Source organism: Oleiharenicola sp. Vm1, from assembly GCF_047777955.1.
Classification (GTDB): Bacteria; Verrucomicrobiota; Verrucomicrobiia; order Opitutales; family Opitutaceae; genus Didemnitutus.
The window spans coordinates 1,012,121-1,030,972 of the sequence record NZ_CP180537.1 but is presented as its reverse complement, the minus strand read 5'-3'; the positions used below and the strand labels follow the sequence as shown (position 1 = coordinate 1,030,972).

Below are 18,852 nucleotides of genomic sequence, written 5' to 3'. Positions count from 1 at the left end.
GCCGGCCGGATGACTCCGGCCGGCGGGTAGCCGTTTCGCTGCGGTCCGCCTCCACGCCAGCGGCCGGCGAACGCGGCTAAAGGGTCACGCCGTCCTTGAAGATCGCAATCTCGCGGAAACCGTTCACCTCGTTCCGCGCCGGCCGGCCGCTCGCGGTGGCGACGACGAGGTCGCGCAGCTCGTCCGCCGCGGCGGCCAGCGGCAGCCCGTCGATGAGGCGGCCGGCGTCGAAGTCGATCCAGCCCGCCTTGCGCGTGGCGAGGTCGGAGTTGGAGGCGATCTTCAGCGTCGGCACCGGGCCGCCGAGCGGCGTGCCGCGGCCGGTGGTGAAGAGCGCGAGGTGCGCGCCCGACGCGGCGAGCGCAGTGAGCGAGACGATGTCGTTGCCGGGGCCGGTGAGGAAATTCAGGCCGGGCCGCGCAAGGCGTCCGCCATACGGCAGCACGGCGACGACTTCGGAGGTGCCGCCCTTCTGCAGGCAGCCGAGCGACTTTTCCTCCAGTGTCGTGATGCCGCCCTCCTTGTTGCCGGGCGACGGGTTCTCGTAGACGACCTGGTGGTAGCGGAGGAAGTATTCCTTGAAGCCGTTGATCATGCCGACGCAGTCGTCGAACACCGCGCGGCTGGCGCAGCGGTTGAGGAAGAGCGCCTCGGCGCCGAACATCTCCGGCACCTCGGTGAGCACGGTCGTGCCGCCGGCGGCGACGAGGCGGTCGGAAAACGCGCCGACGACCGGGTTCGCGGTCAGGCCGGAGAAGCCGTCCGAGCCGCCGCACTTCAGGCCGACGCGCAGGCGCGCGAGCGGGTGCGGCGTGCGCTGGAACGGCGCGGCGTAGGCAGCGAGTTCGCCGAGGAGCCTGGCCCCCTCGGCCATCTCGTCGGGCGATTCCTGCACGGAGAGAAAGCGGTAGCGGCCGCTGTCCGCGTCGGGGAGCAGCCGGCGGAAGCTCGGCATCGTGTTGTTCTCGCAGCCGAGGCCGATGACGAGCACGGCGCCGGCGTTCGGATGCGTGGCGAGGCCGGCGAGGATCTGCTGGGTCGACGCGTGGTCGGCGCCGAGCTGCGAGCAGCCGTGCGGGTGCGAGAACGCGTGCACGCCGTCGAGACCCGCGGGCAGACCGGCGGCGCGGAGGTTGCGCGCGAGCGCCTGGGCGACCTCGTTGACGCAGCCGACGGTCGGAATGATCCAGAGCTCGTTGCGGATGCCGACGTCGCCGTTCGGCCGCGCGTAGCCGAGGAAGGAGCGGTCTGCGACGCGCGGGAGCGGCGCGGGCGGCTGCGGCGCGTAGGTGTAGTCGAGCACGCCGTCGAGATTCGTGCGGACGTTGTGCGTGTGCACCCAGGCGCCGGCGGGGATGGCCTGCGTGGCGGAGCCGATGGGCTGGCCGAACTTTCGCACCGGCTCACCGGCGCCGAGCGCGACGCGGGCGAACTTGTGGCCGCACGGGATGTCGGCTGCGAGCGTCACGGTCGCGCCACCGGCGTCGACCGTCGTGCCGGCGGCAAGGCGGCGAAGCGCGATGGCGACGTTGTCGGCCGGGTGGATGAGCAGGACGCCGGAGTTCATGCGCGGGATCTCAGGAGCGCGGCGTGTCGACGACGAGCTTCTTCAGCGTCTCGCGCATGCCGAGACTGGCGATGCGCTCGAGGGAAACGGCGACCGAGAAGGTCAGGCCGGGCACCTGGTTGAGATCGCGGCCCCAGAACTGGGTTTGCGCGAGCGCGTTCTTGGTGAACTCGAAACGGTCGCCCGTCTCCTCGACCAGCGCCCACTCGCGGACAAAGAAGTCGAGCACGGCCTCGTCGTCGCGGATCGGGTATCTCTCGTCGCCGCGGCGGCCGAGGACGCGGCCGTCCGGCTCGCGGTGGCCGCGGTAGAACCAGAGCAGGGCCGCGAGCGAAAACGACAGCAGCGGCGGCACGCTGCGCTTGGCCACGACGGCGTCGAGCAGCGACGGCAGCACGCGGACCTTCCACTTCGAGACGGAGTTCAGCGAGATGGAGAGCAGCTCATGGCGGACGAAGGGATTGCGGAAGCGCTCCAGCACGGCCTCGGCGTAGGCGCGGCGCTCCTCGGCCGGTTGCGCCAGGCAGGGCACGATCTCGTCGAACACCAGGCGGTAGACGAAGGCGGCGGTGAGTTCGTCGTCCATCATCTCCTTCACCGTGGTCGCGCCAGCGACGAAGGCCGCGAGCACCGAGCCGGTGTGGGCGCCGTTCAGCACGCGGACCTTGCGGCTGCGGTAGGGCGTGAGGTCGTCGGTCCACACGACGTTGAGCCCGGCGCGCGCGAAGGGCAGCTCGGCCTCGAGCTCGCGCGGACCCTCGATGACCCAGAGGTGGAAGTGCTCGGAGGCGACGAGGAGGTTGTCGCGGTAGGACAGCTTCGCCGCGAGCGCGTCGGCCTCGGCCTTCGGGTAACCCGGGACGATGCGGTCGACGAGCGTGTTGAGGAAGACGTTGGCCTCGCCCAGCCACTGCGTGAACTCCGCCGGCAGGCCCCAGGCCTGCGCGTGGCGCAGCACGCACTCGCGCAGCTGCGTGCCGTTCCTCTCGATCAGCTCGCAGGGCACGAAGACCAGGCCGCGCTCCGGGTGGCCGCGCACGGCCCGGAAGCGCGCGTAGAGCAGCGTGGCGATCTTCGCCGGAAACGACTCGGGGCAGCGCGCCGGATCGAACGCCTCGGCCGAATACGCGATGCCGGCCTCCGTGGTGTTGGAGAGGACGAAGCGCAGGTCGTTGCCCTCGAAGGTGGCGACGAGTTCCGCCCAGCTCGCGTAGGGATCGAGCGCGCGGCGGACGGCGGTGACGACGCGCGGCGACTCGACGACCTGGCCGTTCTCCGTGCCGCGCACGAGCACGGTGTAGAGGCCGTCCTGGGCGTTGAGCTGGGCGGCGAGGCCCTGGCGGATCGGCTGCACGACGAGCACCTGACTCTGGAGCAGGCCGCGGCCGTTGAGCTCGTCGATCATCCAGTCCGCGAAGGCGCGGAGGAAGTTGCCCTCGCCGAACTGCACGATGCGTTCGGGGAACGTCGCGAGCGGGCCGCAGGCCACGCCGGCCGGCAGCGCGGAGGTCTTCGTGAGGAGGGAGCGGGTGAGAGTCGTCATGGGTGCGGACGCGCGGGCGTCCGCGCCGCCACTACGACGCAAGCGGCCGCGCCCGACGATGCGCCGCGGTGTCATCGCGCCGGGTTTCACGCCGGCGCGCGCGCGGCGGGCTTCGCGCTAATGACTCGCGTCATGACGAGCGATTCGCAAGCGATGCAAAGCGAGCGCGCGCGCGCCGCGCTATGCTGGTTTCTTTTCGTGCACGGCAGCGCTCAGCGGGAGGCCGCCGCCCGGGCCGGCGGAAGCGCGAGGTTCTCCAGCGCGATCAAGCGGTGCAACTCGCCCAGCGCCTCCTCGTGGCCGACCGCCTGGAGGAACGCCCACGCGGCCAGCGTGCGCCGATAGAAGAGCGTTCGCTCCGCCGCGATCTGAGCCGACAGCGGGCGCGGCCCGCCGAAATGCGGCCCGCGCGGCTTCAGGCGCGCGCCGGCGGCCTTGATCGCGGCGTCCGGGGACGCGCTGGCCCACGCGGCGATCGTCGCGCGCCGCTCGGCGGCCCAGCGCGCGACCGCCTCGGCCTTGGCGGGATCCTTTTCAGCGGGGATCGCGGAGCCGGACTGCCAGAAGATGTCGTTGAGCATCGGATTCTGCCAGCCGCGCGGAAACATCACGTCCCGGCCGCGATCCTCCTGGGCGAGCAGGTATTTCTCGAACGCCAGCGCGGGGCCCTTCAGTCCGGCGACCGTGCCGGCTGCGACGGCGGCCTTCCACGCGGGACGCACGACATTCTTCCACTCCTGCGCGAGCGGCGAGGCCGGCTGGGAGGAGGCCACCGGCGCGGACGGGCGCCCGCTGCCGGTGCCGCGCGCGCCTTCCAGGGCCGCCCGGTTGCCGTGGCCGACGAGCGCGACCAGGGACGAATTCTGTTCGCCCATCCGCTGGATGAACGCGGCGAACTCCGCGCGCCGCGCCGCGAATTCGGCGCCCGGCCCGTCGGCCAGGCCGGCGTCGACCGCGCGCGCATAGGCGTCGGCCGCCGCGCGCACGGCGGGCGTCAGGCTTTGCTCCGCGGCCAGGCGCTCGATCAGTGCGGCCCAGCGCTCGAGGTATTGCTCGGACGTCCGGCGGGGCTTGTCGATCGTCTGGTCGGCGAGCACCGCCTCGCGGTGTGCCGCCGCGAACGACGGCAGTTCCGGCCGCGTGCGGGCGCCGCTGAAAAGATCGAGGCCGAGCAGCGCCTCCGGCACGTAGCGTTCGTAGCCGGCCCACTTGTCCGGATCGGGATCGGGGTCGCAGCCGGCCGCGAGCGAGTCCTCGTCCGTCGCCGTGAAACCGGCCACGCGCGGCAGCGGGGCGGCCTCCACCGGCGCCGCCCAATCCGGCACCACCCCGCTGAACCAGGCCAGATCCGGCTGCATTTCGCGCGGAACGCCGAGGTGATGAAAGCCGCCCGAGTGGCACTGCGTCATGCAGAACACGACGCGCCCGCGGCCGAGCCCGGCCGCCAGCACGGCCTGCAGTTCGGAGACACTGAGCTCCTCGGCTGTGTCCGTGCGCCAGCCGCGCGGCGGCGTCGGCTTCATCTGCCAGAGGGTGACGAGGCTCTCGCGCGCGCCGTCCTTCTGCTGGGTGCCGTGATCGCCGACGAAGAGGTAAAGCGTGCCGCCGTCGCGCACCGCGGGCAGCACCTCGTCGCGCAGCGCGCCGAGGAAACTCGCCTTGTCCGCCGGCCGGTTGCGCGGGAGCACGCCGGGCAGCCACGACTCCAGGATCAGGCCGTCCTGCTTCACCTGCTGGCGCACATCGGAGAACACCGGCGGCTGCCCCTCGCGGTTGCCGGCGCCGAAGAAGACCCACACGGAATCCGCCGGATAGCGCGCGAGCAGGAACGCGCTCAGCGCGCGCGCCTGGAGGTATTGCGAGTAGTTGTTCGTCAGCGGCGTGCCGCCGCCGGAGAACACGACGAAGGCGTCGCGCGCCCACGCGGACGCCGTCAGCAGGAACAACAGGGCGAACCAGCGGGCGAACGGCGCGCGGAATTTCATGCGCGCATTCTTCACGGCCCGCCCCGCCCGGCGATCAGCGAGTTTTGGGCAAAGGGACCAAACGGCGCCGCTCACGGCCCGTCGATCCACACGCCGACGTCGTGGACGCGGTGGAAGTCGGGCGACCACTCCGGGATCGGCGCGAGGTTCCAGCGCCAGGTGCGGTCGGGCGGACGCAGGCCGAAGCGGGTGTAGAGCGTGTCGGTCTTGCGGACGGTCACGCCGTCGGGCGCGAGGTCGAGCCGCGCGGCGTCGACCAGCAGGACGCGCACCGCGCCGCGGCGCTCGGCCAGCCAGTCGAGGTGGCGGCGGGCGGCGACCTTGGCGCAGCGCTCGGGCAGGCCCTTGTCCTTCTCCGCCGCGGGCAGCGAGTGCGCGGGCACGAGGCCGAGCTGGGAGAGGCAGTTGGCCGAGACGACGAAATCCGGCTCGCCGCCCGGCGGCGGCCCGGGGTCGGCCGTGGCGAAAAGCTTCGGCGCGTCCACGGCGGCGATCACGTCGCGCACCTCCGCGAGGCGGACCAGCGCGCCGGTGGCGTCCCAGCGCTCGCAGCGGACGCGACCCGTCAGGCGCCTCGCCCAGTCCTTGGCGGTCGCGCTGACGACGATGTCGGCGAGCGTGACCTGCGCGAAGCGCTCGGCCAGTTCCGCTACGGGCACGTCGAGGCAGTCTCCCGCGCCGATCACGAGCGCGCGCTCGCGGCGGGCGCAGCGTTCTGTCGCCGCTAGGATCGCCTCGCGGCTCGCCCGCAGGTGCGGCGCCCAGGCCGCGCGCACGCGGGCGTGGCGGCTGGCGATGGCGAAATGCTCGCGCGTCAGCCCCAGGCGCTGCGCCCAGCGCGGCGAGTCGGTGCGGAGGCGTTTCCAGAGGGAAGCGAGCATGGGAGCGAGAATCGTGGAGGGCGGGGTCTCCTGACCCCGCCGTGGTGCGGACATCCTGCCACGTTCGCGGCGGGGTCGGGAGACCCCGCCCTACATCACTTCAGATACTCCGCCAGCCAGGCGAAGATTTCCTTGTGCCAGAGTTCGCTGTTCTGCGGCTTGAGCACCCAGTGGCCCTCGTCGGGGAACATGATGAGCTTCGAGGGCACGCCCCGGCGCTGGAGCGTGGTGAAGAGCTCCATGCCCTGGTTGATCGGCACGCGGAAATCGTGCTCGTTGTGGATGATCAGATTCGGGGTCTTGAAGGCCGCGGCGAACTTGTGCGGCGAGAACTTGTCCGCGTCGGCCGTCTCCCACGGGATGCCGTGCTCCCACTCGTCGAACCACACCTCCTCGGTCGTGCCATACATGCTGGAGAGGTTGAACACGCCGCAGTGCGTGATGAGCGTGCGGAAGCGGTCGGTGTGGCCCTGGAACCAGTTCATCATGTAGCCGCCGTAGCTGGCACCCGCGGCGGCGGCACGCTTGGCGTCGATGAACGGCTGTTTTTCCAGCCAGTCCATGCAGGCCATGAGGTCGGTGTAGACCTTGCCGCCCCAGTCGCGCGAGATCTCGTCGGTGAACTTCTGGCCGAAGCCGGTCGAGCCGCGCGGATTCGGCAGCGCGAGCACATAGCCCTGCGCCGCCCAGATCTGCGGATTCCAGCGCGTGCTCCACGCGTCCATCCACGCGCCCTGCGGGCCGCCGTGCACCCAGAACACCAGCGGGTATTTCTTCGCCGGGTCGAAGCCCGGCGGCTTGAGCAGCCACATCTGCACCGGCGTGCCGCCGGCGCCGGCCACGGTGACGGATTCGAGGCGGTTCATCGCGATGCCGGCGAGCCGCGCGTCGTTGGCGTGGCTGAGGAGGCGCGGAGCGACCGCATCGGCGGCGCCGGCGAGGTTCATCGCCGCGACCTCCGCGGGCCGCGTGGCGCTGGCCTGCGTGAACGCCAGCACGCCGCCGTCGGCCGTGATGCTGAGGCTGCCGATAACGCCGCCGCCGCTCGTGATGCGCGTCGGCGCGGCGCCGCCCTGCACGTCGAGCGACCACACCGGCTCGACGCCGGCGTCTTCCGCGGTGAAGTAGAGTTTCCGGCCGTCCGGCGCCCAGACGAACGCCTCGGCGGAGCGGTCCCATGTTTGCGTGAGGCGGCGCGACTGGCCGGTGGCGAGGTCGAGCACCTTCAGCTCCCAGCGGTCGGCCTCGAAGCCGCTGCGCTCCTGCGCGCGGTAGGCGAGCGACTTGCCGTCGGGCGAGAAGCGCGGGTAACCCTCCGCGCCGGGCGCGCTGGTGAGGCGGCGGCGCTGGAGCGTGGCGAGGTCGACGAGCCAGATGTCGTGATTGGTGCTCCAGGCCTGCGTGCGCGTCGGCAGCGGCGGCGCGGTGAACGCGAGGAACTTGCCGTCGGGCGAGAACGCGAACTCGTCGCCGGCGCTGAAGGTGTCGGAGGTCGGCACGGCGTCGTTCTCGCCGGGCGTGACGTTGCGCGGCTCGCCGACGGCGGCGCCGTCCTGCACCGCGACGACGAAGAGTTGCTGGCGCTTGTCCTCGACCCACGAATCCCAGTGGCGGTAGAGCAGCTGCGTGGCGATGTGGGCCTTGACCTTGCTCTTCTCGCGCGCGTCGAGCTTCTCCCGGTTCAATTTGTCCGCCTCGGCGAAGGGTTTCTCGGAAAACTCCGGAAACACCTCCGAGACGAACGCGATCTGGTTGCCCTGCGCGGACCACACGGGCGAGGTCGCGCCGGTGGCGAGCGAGGTGACCTGCCGCGCCTCGCCGCCGTCGGCCGGAAGCACGAAGACCTGGTAGTCGTCGCCGACGCGGTTCGACTCGAAGGCGATCCACTTACCGTCGGGCGACCAGCGCGGGTGGCGCTCGTTCTTCGACGTCGAGGTCAGCGCGCGCACGGCGCCGCCGGTGGTGTCGGCGATCCAGAGGTCCGACTGCGTGCGGTTTTCCGCGAAGAGCACCTCCGTCACGACGTAGACGACGTGGCGGCCATCGGGGAGATCTGCGGATCGGACACGCGCTTGAGCTTGAACATGTCGTCGAGCGAGAGCGGGCGCAGGTCCGCGGCGGCGGCGGCCGCCGCCAGGGCGATGAACGTGACACACAGGGCGGCGCAGCGGCCGCGAACGAGGGAGCGAAGCATAGGGGAGCCGCGAACGTAGCGAGGACGCGTCATAAGGAAAGCGTCCGTTTTGCCGCCCGAAATCACCCCGCCGGGGCCGGGCGCGGGCGCGACGCCGCTTGTCAGACCGTCCGACCTCTGTCTTCTGTCCTCAGCTCTCCGCTCCCATGCCCGCCCTGCTCTACACCGTTCGCGCCACCTGCAAGGATCTCCCGCAACGCGGCCGTTTTCTCTCCTGGCTAACGCCCGACCACGTCGCCGAGGTCATGGCCGGCGGCGCCACGTCCGTGCGCATCGTGTTGCCCGAACGCGAAAGCGACGCCGCGCCGGCGGTGGTCGAGACGCAATACGTGTTTCCCTCGCGCAAGGCCTTCGACGCCTACGTGCGCGACCATGCGCCGCGCCTGCGCGCGGACGGTCTGAAGCACTTCCCGCCCGAGAGCGGCGTCACCTACGCGCGCCAGGTGGCGGAGATCGCCACCGAGCTGGGCGGCGAGTGACCACCCCGTCGCGACGATCCCGGACAGACGCGCGCCAGCCGTTGTAGGGCGGGGTCGGGAGACCCCGCCACGAGAACGGTGTCGCAGGCCAAGGACGGCGGGGTCGGGAGACCCCGCCCTACAGCGCGATCCCGCGCCGCCTAGAAGCGGTAGCTGGCCGTCACGCCGATCTGGCGCGGGTCGGCGCGATCCTCGTAGCGGGTCTCGATGTAGTCGGGATCCGCGTTGCCGAAGAAATAGACGCGCTTGTCGTAGGTTTCATCGAGGAGGTTCTTGGCCCAGAGGGTGAGCGTCCATTCGCGCCAGGCGTAGCCGAGGCTGGCGTTGACGACGTGGAAGGCGCGGCGCGCCTCGTTCTGGTTGTTGGAGTCGAATTGCTCCGCGCGGCCGACGAGCTCGGCGCTGGCGAAGAAGCCCGCCGCGGCACCGTAGCGCGTGCCGAGCGTGTAGCCGTAGTGCGGGGTGTTGGCGAGGTCGCGACCGCCGCCGGGGTTGCCGTTGGCGAGGGTGAAGCGATCCAGCTCGGAGCGCATGAGCGCGAGCGAGCCGCGGACGGTCCAGTCGCGCGCGAGCGCGTAGGCGCCGGCGGCCTCGAGGCCGGCGACGTGCGCGGCGTCGCCATTGTCGGTGAAGAAGCGGTAGTTGCCGCCGAACCCGGCGGAGTCGCGCACCTGGGTGTGGCGGCGCGCGAGGTAGAAGGCGGTGACCTCGCCGGTGAGGCGGCGCTCGAGCCAGTGGCCGCGCAGGCCGGCCTCCCAGTTCCACAGCGTCTCGGTGCCGTAGGTGAGCGGATCGGCGCCGACGTCGATGCGGGCGTCGACGTTGATGCCGCCGGCCTTGTAGCCGCGGGTGAGCGAGGCGAAGGCGAGAGCGTGCGCGTCGAGGTCGTGCTCGAGGGTGATCTTGCCGCCGAACAGCGTGTCGCGGAACGCCGGTTGCACCGTGACCGGGGCGCGCCAGTTGCCGGACCATTTCTCGTAGCGCGTCTTCAATCCGTCGCCGCTGAGCTTGATGCGCTCGGTGCGCAGGCCGACGACGAGGCGCGTCGCGGGGAGAGGTCGTGCTGCAGCTGGCCGAAGAGCGCGGCGTTCTTCGCGCGGTAGGTGGTCTTCAGGCCGCGCAGGTCCCACGGATCCTCGTCGGTGTAGCGCGTCCATTCGCCGACGTCGGAATAGAACACGCCGGCGGTCCAGCGGTCGATCGCGCTCAGCGCGTGGCCGGGCTCGGAGTCGAGGCGCAGCTCCTGGTTCACGACCCAGCGCGAGCGGTGCAGGTCGGAGAAACCCATGTAGGAGGCGGCAGTCCAGTCATCGTCGTAGGCGTAGCGCGAACGCGTGCGGGCGACGCTCGTCACGGTGGTGAGGCGCGCGCCGTCAAGGCCGCGGTAGGTGCCGCGCAGGCTGCCGGCGAGCGAGCGCTGCTCGTCGCGGCCGGGCTGGTCGCTGTAGGTCAGGCGGCCGTTGTTATCGAGGGCGAACTCGTCGTAGCCGTTGTCGAAGTCGGCGGCGAAGAGCGCGGCGTCCCAGCGCCAGAGGTCGTTCGGGTTCCAGGTGAGGCGCAGGCGCGCGGTGGTCTCGTCGCGGGCGTTGGTGTCGGCGTTGAGCGTGACGTTGCGGCGGAAACCGTCCGCGCGCGTCTGCTGCACGGCGAGGCGCGCCATGAGCTCCTCCGGCTGCGCCGCGAGGAGCGGGCCGCTGATCGCGAACGCGCCGCTGCGGAGGTCGTCGCCGCCCACGGTGGCCTCGGCGGAGCCGGTCCAGACGGGCGTGGGGGCGTTGGTCACGAGGCGGACGAGGCCGCCGGCAGCGTTGGCGCCGAAGGCGCCGGCCTGCGGACCGCGGAGCACCTCGACCTGTTGCACATCGAAGGTGCTGGCGACGGTGCCGAGGCCGGTGAAGTCGAAGTCGTCGACGAGGAAGCGCACGGCCGAGTCCGGCGTCTCGCCCTCGAACTGCGAGTTCTCGCCGATGCCGCGGATCTGGAAGTAGCGCGGGCGCGACGTGCCGCCGGTGTAGGTGAGGTTCGGGATCTGGTCGACCAGGTCGCCGAAGTGGCGGACGACGCCGGTGCGCAGGGCGTCGGCGTCGTAGACGGAGACGCTGGCGGGGATTTGCGCCAGGGGCGATTGCCAGAGGTCGGCGGTGACGCGGAGCGGCTCGAGTTTGACCGGCGGCGCGTCGGCGGCGGGCGCGCCCGCGGTCTGGGCCCGGGCGACGGCGAGCGCCGTCAGCGCGAGGGTGATGGAGGTGATTCGTGTCGGGAGTTGCATCGGTTGATGCCCGGACCGAATCGGACTCCCGTTGAAGGGGCGCCGCTCCGGCGCCACCTGGCGCGTTCGCGAGCGCCTGCTGTTTCCTTCGTCGGCATGATCCGTTCAGGTTCCAAGGGTCGAGCGGCCGTTCGCACCGCAATCTCAGCCTTCCGCGGAAGACACCCCTACAGGCAACGCGCAACGAAACGCCCGCCGCCCGGCCGTGCAAGCCCAAGTTCGGTTATGACCGGTCGGGACCGACCCCGGACGGGGCCGGCGGAGCGATGCCGGGCCGGCATGACAGCGAGAGGGAGGAAGCATTTCCCGCCGCCCGCGGCCGGCGCTAGACTGGTCGCCCCATGACCACGAGCGATTCCCCGCGGCATCCCTCCCGTCCCCTGAAACGGTCGGGCACGCTCGCCGTCCACACGCTGCTGAGCCTGGCGCGCCAGCGGGTGGGCTTCGACGCCGAGCGCTGCCGGCTGGTGATCGAGCATCTCGACACCAGCGCGCTCCTGCGCAGCGCGGTGCACCAGGCGCTCGAGCCGCTGCGGCTGAGCGAGCTCCAGCTCGGCGTGCTGCTCGTGCTCTTCAGCCTCGAACCGGCGCCGGCCGGCGCGGCCGACCTCGCCCTGCACGCGGGCGTCTCGCGCGCCGCGATCGCCGAGGCGCTCGACCATCTCTCCGCCCGGAAGCTCGTCGCGCGCGCCCGCGGGCCGCACGACCGCCGCACCGTGCTCGTGCGGCTGACCGTCAGCGGCCGCGCGCTGGTCGAGCCGGCGGCGCTCCGGCTCGTGCGCCTGCTGCACGAGCTCACGCGCTTCGTCGACACCCGCGCGCGCGACGCGCTCCTGAGCGGCTACGCGCTGCTCCAGGAAGGCGCCGTCACTCTCGAAACCTGATCCTCCCCTCTCGTGCATGAAAAAGACCACCCTCCTCGTCGCGTTGATCGCCGCCGCCGTGTTTGGCGCGATCTTCGGGTATAAATTCCTCGTCGTCCGCCGGACGATGGCCGCCATGGCCGCCGCCAAGCCGCCACCGGTGACGGTCAGCACCGCCGTCGTGCGGGCGGAGGCGTGGCCGAACACGATCAACGCCGTCGGCTCGCTCAAGACCCACCGCGGCATCGTGGTGAAAACCGAGACCGAGGGCCTCGTCCGCGAGGTCGTCGCCACCTCCGGCAGCGCCGTCGACCAGGGCGCGGTGCTGGTGCAGGTCGACACCTCGGTCGAGGACGCCCAGCTCTCCGGCCTCGAGGCGCAGGCGCGCCTGGCCGAGATCAACGTCGGCCGGGCCCGCGAGCTGCGCGCCAACGGCACCAACACCCAGACCGAGCTCGACACCGCCGAGACCACCCTCCAGCAGACCCGCTCCGCCGTCGCGCAGCTGAAGGCCACGATCGCGAAGAAGCGCATCGTCGCGCCCTTCGCCGGCCGGCTCGGCATCGTGCAGGTCTACCCCGGCCAGTTCCTCAGCAAGGGCGACGCCATCGCCGTGCTCGAGTCGATCGACCCGATCCACGTCGATTTCTCCCTGCCGCAGCAGGAAATCTCCCGCCTCGCCGTCGACCAGCCCGTCCGGCTCACCGTCGACGCCTACCCGGGCGAGTCGTTCGAGGGGAAGATCACCGCGCTCAGTCCGCGCGTGAACGACGCCACCCGCAACCTCGACGTCCGCGCCACGCTCCCCAACCGCGGCGAGAAGCTCCGCCCCGGCATGTTCGCCCGGGTCGAGGTCGTCCTGCCCGCGCAGGAGCGCGCGCTCGTGATCCCGGCCGCCGCCGTGGTCTACAACCCCTACGGGGAAACGGTCTACGTCGTCGCCGCCAACGTCGCCCAGCAGCGCTTCATCAAGACCGGCGGCACGCGCGGCGACCTCACCCGCGTGCGCACCGGCCTCCAGGCGGGCGACGTGATCGTCACCTCCGGCCAGATCAAGCTGCGTAACGACAGCGCGGTGCGGGTCGACAACTCCCTCGCCCCCGACGCCAGCGCCGCGCCGCAACCCAACGAAAGCTGAGCGAAGGCCGCCATGCGCTTCACCGATCTCTTCATCCGCCGTCCCATCCTCGCGACGGTGGTCAACCTCTTCCTCCTGCTCGGCGGCTGGCTGGCCTTCAAGGCCATGGTCGTCCGCCAATACCCGCAGACCAACAACGCGGTCGTGAAGGTCACCACGACCTACCCCGGCGCCAGCGCCGACCTCATCCGCGGCTACATCACCACGCCGCTCGAGCGCGAAATCGCCTCGGCCGACGGCATCGACTACGTCGAGTCCGTCAGCGCGCCCAACGTCTCGATCATCACGGCCAAGCTGCGCCTCAACTACGACCCGAACGACGCGCTCACCCAGATCACCTCGAAGGTGAACCGCGTGCGCAGCGAGCTGCCCGCCGCCGCCGAGGACCCGGTCTTCGACGTCGCCGTCGGCGAGACCACCGCGTCGATGTATCTGAGCTTCTCCAGCGACAGCCTCGCCGCCAACCAGATCACCGACTACGTCGTGCGCGTCGTGCAGCCCAAGCTCTCCACCGTCGAGGGCGTGCAGAAGGTCGAGGTGCTCGGCGGCCGCACTTTCGCCATGCGCATCTGGCTGAAGGACGACCGCATGGCCGCGCTCGGCCTCAGCCCCTCCGCCGTGCGCGCCAAGCTCGCCGCCCAGAACTACCTCTCCGCCGTCGGCCAGACCAAGGGCGCGATGATCACCGTCAATCTCACCGCCAAGACCGACCTGCACACCGCGGAGGAATTCCGCCAGATCGTCGTGGCGGAGAAGGACGGCCGCATCGTGCGCCTCGGCGACATCGCCAACGTCGAGCTCGGCGCCGAGGACTACAGCTCGAAGCTCACCTTCAACGGCAACGTCGCCACCGGCATGAGCATCAGCGTCCTGCCCACCGCCAACTCCATCGACGTCATCAAGCGCGTGCGCGCCGTCTGGCCCGAGCTCGTGGCCCAGTTCCCGGCCGGCCTGAAGGGCGGCATCCTCTACGACGCCACGGAGTTCATCAACGCGTCCATCACCGAGGTCATCGAGACGCTGCTCGAGGCGATGCTGATCGTGATCGTCGTCATCTATCTCTTCCTCGGCTCGTTCCGCTCCGTCGTCATCCCCATCGTGGCCATCCCGCTCTCGCTCGTCGGCTGCGGCATGCTGATGATCGCGCTGGGCTTCTCGATCAACCTCCTGACGCTCCTCGCCATGGTGCTCGCGATCGGCCTGGTGGTCGACGACGCCATCGTGGTGGTCGAGAACATCCACCGCCACATCGAGGAGGGCCTCCCGCCGGTCGACGCCGCGCTCAAGGGCGCGCACGAGCTCGTCGGCCCGGTCATCGCCATGACCATCACGCTGGCCGCGGTCTACGCGCCGATCGGCCTGCAGTCGGGCGTCACCGGCGCGCTCTTCCGCGAGTTCGCCTTCACCCTCGCCGGCTCCGTGCTGGTGTCGGGCTTCGTCGCGCTGACGCTCTCGCCCATGCTCAGCTCGCGCCTGCTGCGCCACAACCCGAACCCGAACGGCATCGAGCACTTCCTCGACACGAGCTTCGAGAAGCTCCGCGGCGCCTACGAGCGCTTCCTCGACCACGTGCTGGACAACCGTGCCGCCGTCCTGGTCGTGGCCGCGCTGATCTTCGCCAGCATCGTGCCGTTCTTCCTCCTGACCAAGAGCGAGCTCGCGCCGGCCGAGGACCGCGGCTTCGTCCTCGGCATCATCAGCGGCGCGCCCAACGCCTCGCTCGAGCAGACCGACCGCTACACCAGCGCGCTCTACCCGCTCGTGCAGAAGGAGCTGCCCGAGACCCGGATCGACTTCTCCGTCCTCGGCTTCGATCCCAGCGCCGGGCTGCCCAGCCCGTCCGGCGGCATGACCGGCCTCGTGCTCGCGCCCTGGGACCAGCGCCACCGCAGCGCCGCGGCTGTCGCCAGCCACTTCTCCGCCCTCGCCGCCGGCATCTCCGGCCTGAAGGTCGCCGCCGTGCTCCCGCCCGCGCTGCCCGGCGCCGGCAGCGGCCTGCCGGTGCAGTTCGTCGTCAGCTCGACCGCCGACCACGCGCGCGTCGTCGAGGTCGCCGACGAGCTCACCCGCCGCGCCCTGGCCAGCGGCAAGTTCGTCTACGCCGACAACGCGCTGAAATACGACATGCCCCAGACCGACATCGTCGTCGACAAGGACAAGGCCGCCATCCTCGGCATCGACATGGCCCAGCTCGGCGCCGACCTCGGCTCGATGCTCGGCGGCGGCTACGTCAACCGCTTCTCGCTCGAGGGCCGCGCCTACAAGGTCACGCCGCAGGTCACGCGCCTCTCCCGCCTCACGCCCGACCAGCTGGAGAGCTACTACGTCTCCACCGGCAAGGGCGAGCTGGTGCCGCTCTCGAGCATCGCCACGCTCCAGCCGACCACGCAGCCGCGCAATCTCGCGCGCTTCCAGCAGCTCAACTCCGCCACGCTCGGCCTCGTGCCGCGCCCCGGCCTCGCGATGGGCGAGGCGCTCGCCTGGCTGACCGGCGAGGCGAAGCAGCTCTTCCCCTCCGGCTTCAGCTACGACTTCAAGGGCGAGTCGCGGCAGTTCGTCCAGGAGGGCAGCTCGCTCATGAGCGCCTTCGCCCTCGCCATCGTCGTCATCTTCCTCGTCCTCGCCGCCCAATACGAGAGCTGGCGCGATCCGTTCATCATCATGATGGCCGTGCCGCTCTCGCTGGCGGGCGCGCTGGTGTTCCTCTTCCTCGGCGCCGCGACGCTGAACATCTACACCCAGGTCGGCCTGATCACGCTCGTCGGCCTGATCACCAAGCACGGCATCCTCATGGTCGAGTTCGCCAACCAGACCCGCGACGGGCGCGGCTGCAGCGTGCGCGCGGCGATCGAGCACGCCGCCGGCGTGCGCCTGCGCCCGATCCTGATGACCACCGCCGCGATGGTGCTCGGCGTGCTGCCGCTCGTCGTCGCCCGCGGCGCCGGCGCGGAGGCGCGCTTCAGCATGGGCCTGGTCATCGCCACCGGCATGGCGATCGGCACGCTCTTCACCCTCTTCGTGGTGCCGGTCTTCTACACCTTCATCGCCCGGCCGCCCGCGTCACCCGCCGCCCATTAAAAAGCAACCCCCGCGCACCCCCGGCTCTTGGCAACCTCCGGCGTCCGGCCTAGCGTGCCGGCGCATGGAGCTGCGCCACCTCCGCTACTTCCGCGCCGTCGCCGAGCTGCTGAACTTCAGCCGCGCCGCGGAGCAGCTGCACGTGGCGCAGCCGGCCCTCAGCCGCCAGATCCGCGCCCTCGAGGCCGAGCTGGGCACGACGCTGCTCGACCGCAACCACGTGCGCGTGCACCTGACGGACGCCGGCCGGACGTTCTACAGCCACACCTGCAAGATCCTCGCGCAGGTCGACATCGCCACCGCCTCGGTGCGCGAGGTCACCGAGGGCACCGCGGGCGAGCTCATCCTCTGCAACGACTGGCATCTCGGCGGCTGGCTCGTGCCGGCGGCGCTCCACGAGTTCCGGAAGAAGTTCCCGCGCGCCGAGGTCGTGCTGCACGACCGCAAGCTCCAGGACCAGCTCGCCCTGGTGTGCGACCGCCGCGTGCACCTCGGCTTCGCCGTCCGCGAGCTCATCGGCGGGCGCCGCGAGCTCGACCAGCTGCTGCTCTTCCGCTCGGACCTCGTCGTCGTCTTTCCCCCGGCCATCCCCTCCGCGGCCGCAAGCGCGTGCGCCTCGCCGAGCTCGCCGCGGACACCTGGATCACGGTCGACCGCCGCGAGTCGCCGCAATACGTGGCCTTCCTCAACCGCCTCTGCCGCCTGAGCGGCTTCACGCCCAAGCTCGGGCCGACCGCCTCGGCGCTCGAGGGTATCCTCGGCCGCGTGGCCAGCGGCTACGGCGTCGTGCTGCTGCCCGAATACATCGTGCCGCCGCTGCACGGCGAGCTCAGCTGGGCCGCGAGCGACTGCGCTCCGATCGAGCTCTGCGCCGTCTGGCACCGGCAGGAACAGTCCAAGCTGCTCCAGGAATTCGTCCAGGTGCTGCGGCGCCACGCCAAGGCCGATCTCCCGGCGCGGGCCGCGCGTCCGCTCGCGCCATAACGCCGCGGCATCGCACGGCGCCCCCGCAAGGTATTTCCGTCCGCCGCGCCGGCCTGCTATCCTGCGCGCGTGACCGTGGCCTCGATCGTGATTCTGGCGCTCCTGACCCTGCTCGTCGTGTGCGACGGCGGCGGCGAGTCGTCCGCGTGACGGGCTCAGTAGCCCACGGCGGCGTTGGTGCGCCGCGGGTCGGCGTAGCCGGTGTAGCTGCCGTCGGGATGGCGCTCGATGACGTTGATGCCGCCGAAGCGCCGGCCGGTGCCGGGCGCCTCGCTCCGGTCGACCTTCCACCCGAGCGCGCGCAGCGCGACGACCTCGGACTCCGGCAGCGAGCGCTCGGCCTCGACGGTGTCGTCGTCGCCGCGGCGCCAGTTGTTGTCCCAGTGCACGCGCGTGTCGCCGATGGCGTCGGCGAAGGAGCGGCGCAGGACGATGTGGTCCAGCAGCGCCTGGAGCATGGCGGTGGGGATGCGCGCGGCGCCGGGGATGCCCATGGCGAAGACCGCGCGGCCGTCGCGGAAGGCGAGCAGCGGCGAGATCGTGCTGCGCGAGCGGCGGCCGGGCGCAAGGTAGTTCAGGCTGCGCGGCTCGCTGAAGGAGAAGTTGCTCATCGAGTCGTTCATGACGACGCCCGTGCCCGGCGGCACGACGCCGGCGCCGAAGTGCAGGCTCTGCGACTGCGTGGCGCAGACGAAATTGCCCTCGGCGTCGGCCACGGCGAAGTGCGTCGTGGCGGCGGCGGTGTCGGAGGAAAAGCCGCCGTCGTCGAGCCAGGCGGCGGACTTCGCCGGCGCGGGGCGCGCGGCGCGGACCTGCGCGCGGAGCGCGGCGATGGAGTCGGGCGCGACGAGTTTCTCGAAGTTGAACCATGCCTGCGGGGCGTCGGCGATGTCGCGGTAGACCAGCGGCGAGACGACGCGCCAGGTGCGGCCGAGGAGGTCGAGGTTGTCGGCGCGGCGGAGGGGACCGCCGCCGAAATCCTGGTCCTCGAGCACCTTCAGGATCGTCAGGAAGAGCGCCGGGCCGCTCGCGGGCGGCGGAGCGGCGAGCAGGCGGTAGCCGCGGAAGTCCAGCGTCAGCGGCTCGCTCACCCGCGCCTCGTAGTGCGCGAGGTCGTCGAGCGTGATCGCACCGCCGCCGCGCGCCGAGGCGGCGACGATCGCCGCGGCGACCGGGCCGCGGTAGAAGCCGTCGCGGCCGTGGGCGGCGACGAGCTCGAGCGTGTGCGCGAGGTCGGCGTTGGCCAGGCGCGTGCCGACCGCGGGCAGTTCGCCGCCGGGCAGGTAGAGGCGCGCGATCTCGGCGTCGCCGCGGCGGAGTTTCTTCTCCTGCTCGGCGAAGAAGTCGCGCGTCTTGGGCAGGATGGTGAAGCCCTCGCGCGCGAGGCGGATGGACGGCGCGACGTCGTCGGCCCACTTGAGCCGGCCCCACTTCTCGTGCGCCAGGGCGAGGCCGGCGGCGAGCCCGGGGACGCAGACCGAGCCGTAGCCGTAGCTGCGGACCTCGTCGGGGCGCTTCACGTAGGCGGCGACGTCGACCGACGGTGCGGCGTCCATGGCGTCGAGCGCGTAGGTGCGGCCGGATTTCGCGTCGTGGTAGAGCAGCATCAGCTTGCCGCCGAGGCCGGAGCCGTAGGGCTCGGCCACGCCGAGGGCGAGCGAGACGGCGACGGCGGCGTCGATGGCGTTGCCACCGGCTTTCAGGACCTCGACGCCGGCCTGCGCGGCCTCGGGATGGCCGGCCACGACCATGCCGTGCGGCGCGGTGACGGGCTCGACGCGGACGGGGACGGCGGCGGCCGCGCCGAGCGCGGCGACGAGGAACAGGAGGCCGGGAACGAAAGACCGGCGGAGGAGGCGGAGCATGGCGGA

General features: G+C 71.5%; 13 protein-coding genes, 1 pseudogene and 1 riboswitch. Of the genes and pseudogenes, 5 read left to right on the top strand and 9 right to left on the bottom strand.

All coding sequences use genetic code 11. The annotated features are described in order from the left end of the window. Nucleotides 1-76: 76 nt before the first annotated feature. The 6 genes from ACMYLB_RS05510 to ACMYLB_RS05485 form a co-directional block, all read right to left on the bottom strand. Entirely contained in the window at nt 77-1,567 is a 1,491-nt protein-coding gene (locus ACMYLB_RS05510) for a UxaA family hydrolase (protein WP_415909949.1), read from the bottom strand. Between the two features lie 10 nt (nt 1,568-1,577). Continuing rightward, nucleotides 1,578-3,110, bottom strand: coding sequence for a tagaturonate reductase (locus ACMYLB_RS05505; RefSeq protein WP_415909948.1), 1,533 nt, complete (start codon nt 3,108-3,110; stop codon nt 1,578-1,580). A gap of 212 nt (nt 3,111-3,322) precedes the next feature. Beyond that, nucleotides 3,323-5,095 carry a hypothetical protein gene (locus ACMYLB_RS05500; protein WP_415909947.1) on the bottom strand — a complete coding sequence of 591 codons (1,773 nt, stop codon included), beginning with the start codon at nt 5,093-5,095 and terminating at the stop codon, nt 3,323-3,325. 71 nt (nt 5,096-5,166) lie between these two features. Then, nucleotides 5,167-5,976: a hypothetical protein gene (locus tag ACMYLB_RS05495; RefSeq protein ID WP_415909946.1), complete on the bottom strand. Its 810-nt coding sequence runs from the start codon at nt 5,974-5,976 to the stop codon at nt 5,167-5,169. 95 nt (nt 5,977-6,071) lie between these two features. Next, complete coding sequence (locus ACMYLB_RS05490; RefSeq protein ID WP_415909945.1) at nt 6,072-7,997, bottom strand: prolyl oligopeptidase family serine peptidase; 1,926 nt, start codon at nt 7,995-7,997, stop codon at nt 6,072-6,074. Beyond that, the gene (locus ACMYLB_RS05485) at nt 7,994-8,170 is read right to left on the bottom strand and encodes a hypothetical protein (protein ID WP_415909944.1); all 177 of its coding nucleotides are present in this window, start codon (nt 8,168-8,170) and stop codon (nt 7,994-7,996) included. The genes ACMYLB_RS05490 and ACMYLB_RS05485 overlap by 4 nt, the downstream gene beginning before the upstream one ends. A 146-nt stretch (nt 8,171-8,316) precedes the next feature. Between ACMYLB_RS05485 and ACMYLB_RS05480 the strand changes: the two genes are divergently transcribed. After that, nucleotides 8,317-8,649 carry a DUF4286 family protein gene (locus ACMYLB_RS05480; protein ID WP_415909943.1) on the top strand — a complete coding sequence of 111 codons (333 nt, stop codon included), beginning with the start codon at nt 8,317-8,319 and terminating at the stop codon, nt 8,647-8,649. Nucleotides 8,650-8,789: 140 nt separating this feature from the next. On the opposite strand, the gene ACMYLB_RS05475 is transcribed toward ACMYLB_RS05480, so the two are convergent. Both ACMYLB_RS05475 and ACMYLB_RS05470 read right to left on the bottom strand, forming a co-directional pair. After that, nucleotides 8,790-9,641 carry a hypothetical protein gene (locus tag ACMYLB_RS05475; RefSeq protein ID WP_415909942.1) on the bottom strand — a complete coding sequence of 284 codons (852 nt, stop codon included), beginning with the start codon at nt 9,639-9,641 and terminating at the stop codon, nt 8,790-8,792. Further along, the gene (locus ACMYLB_RS05470) at nt 9,638-10,918 is read right to left on the bottom strand and encodes a TonB-dependent receptor plug domain-containing protein (RefSeq protein ID WP_415909941.1); all 1,281 of its coding nucleotides are present in this window, start codon (nt 10,916-10,918) and stop codon (nt 9,638-9,640) included. The genes ACMYLB_RS05475 and ACMYLB_RS05470 overlap by 4 nt, the downstream gene beginning before the upstream one ends. 66 nt (nt 10,919-10,984) lie before the next feature. Then, nucleotides 10,985-11,097: riboswitch (TPP riboswitch) on the bottom strand. A 162-nt stretch (nt 11,098-11,259) separates the two neighbouring features. On the opposite strand from ACMYLB_RS05470, the gene ACMYLB_RS05465 reads away from it, so the two are divergent. From ACMYLB_RS05465 to ACMYLB_RS05450, 4 genes and pseudogenes are all read left to right on the top strand, one after another. After that, on the top strand, nt 11,260-11,802 hold the full coding sequence (locus ACMYLB_RS05465; RefSeq protein ID WP_415909940.1) for a MarR family winged helix-turn-helix transcriptional regulator: 543 nt from the start codon (nt 11,260-11,262) through the stop codon (nt 11,800-11,802). Nucleotides 11,803-11,818: 16 nt separating this feature from the next. Continuing rightward, a complete protein-coding gene (locus ACMYLB_RS05460; protein ID WP_415909939.1) occupies nt 11,819-12,919 on the top strand; it encodes an efflux RND transporter periplasmic adaptor subunit in 1,101 nt (366 codons plus the stop codon). Nucleotides 12,920-12,931: 12 nt separating this feature from the next. Next, on the top strand, nt 12,932-15,997 hold the full coding sequence (locus ACMYLB_RS05455) for an efflux RND transporter permease subunit (protein WP_415909938.1): 3,066 nt from the start codon (nt 12,932-12,934) through the stop codon (nt 15,995-15,997). 64 nt (nt 15,998-16,061) lie between these two features. Further along, a pseudogene (locus ACMYLB_RS05450) lies at nt 16,062-16,981 on the top strand (LysR family transcriptional regulator). A 155-nt stretch (nt 16,982-17,136) separates the two neighbouring features. On the opposite strand, the gene ACMYLB_RS05445 reads toward ACMYLB_RS05450, so the two are convergent. Then, nucleotides 17,137-18,846 (bottom strand): gamma-glutamyltransferase family protein, encoded by a 1,710-nt coding sequence (locus ACMYLB_RS05445; RefSeq protein ID WP_415909937.1) that lies wholly within the window; start codon nt 18,844-18,846, stop codon nt 17,137-17,139. Nucleotides 18,847-18,852 lie beyond the last annotated feature (6 nt).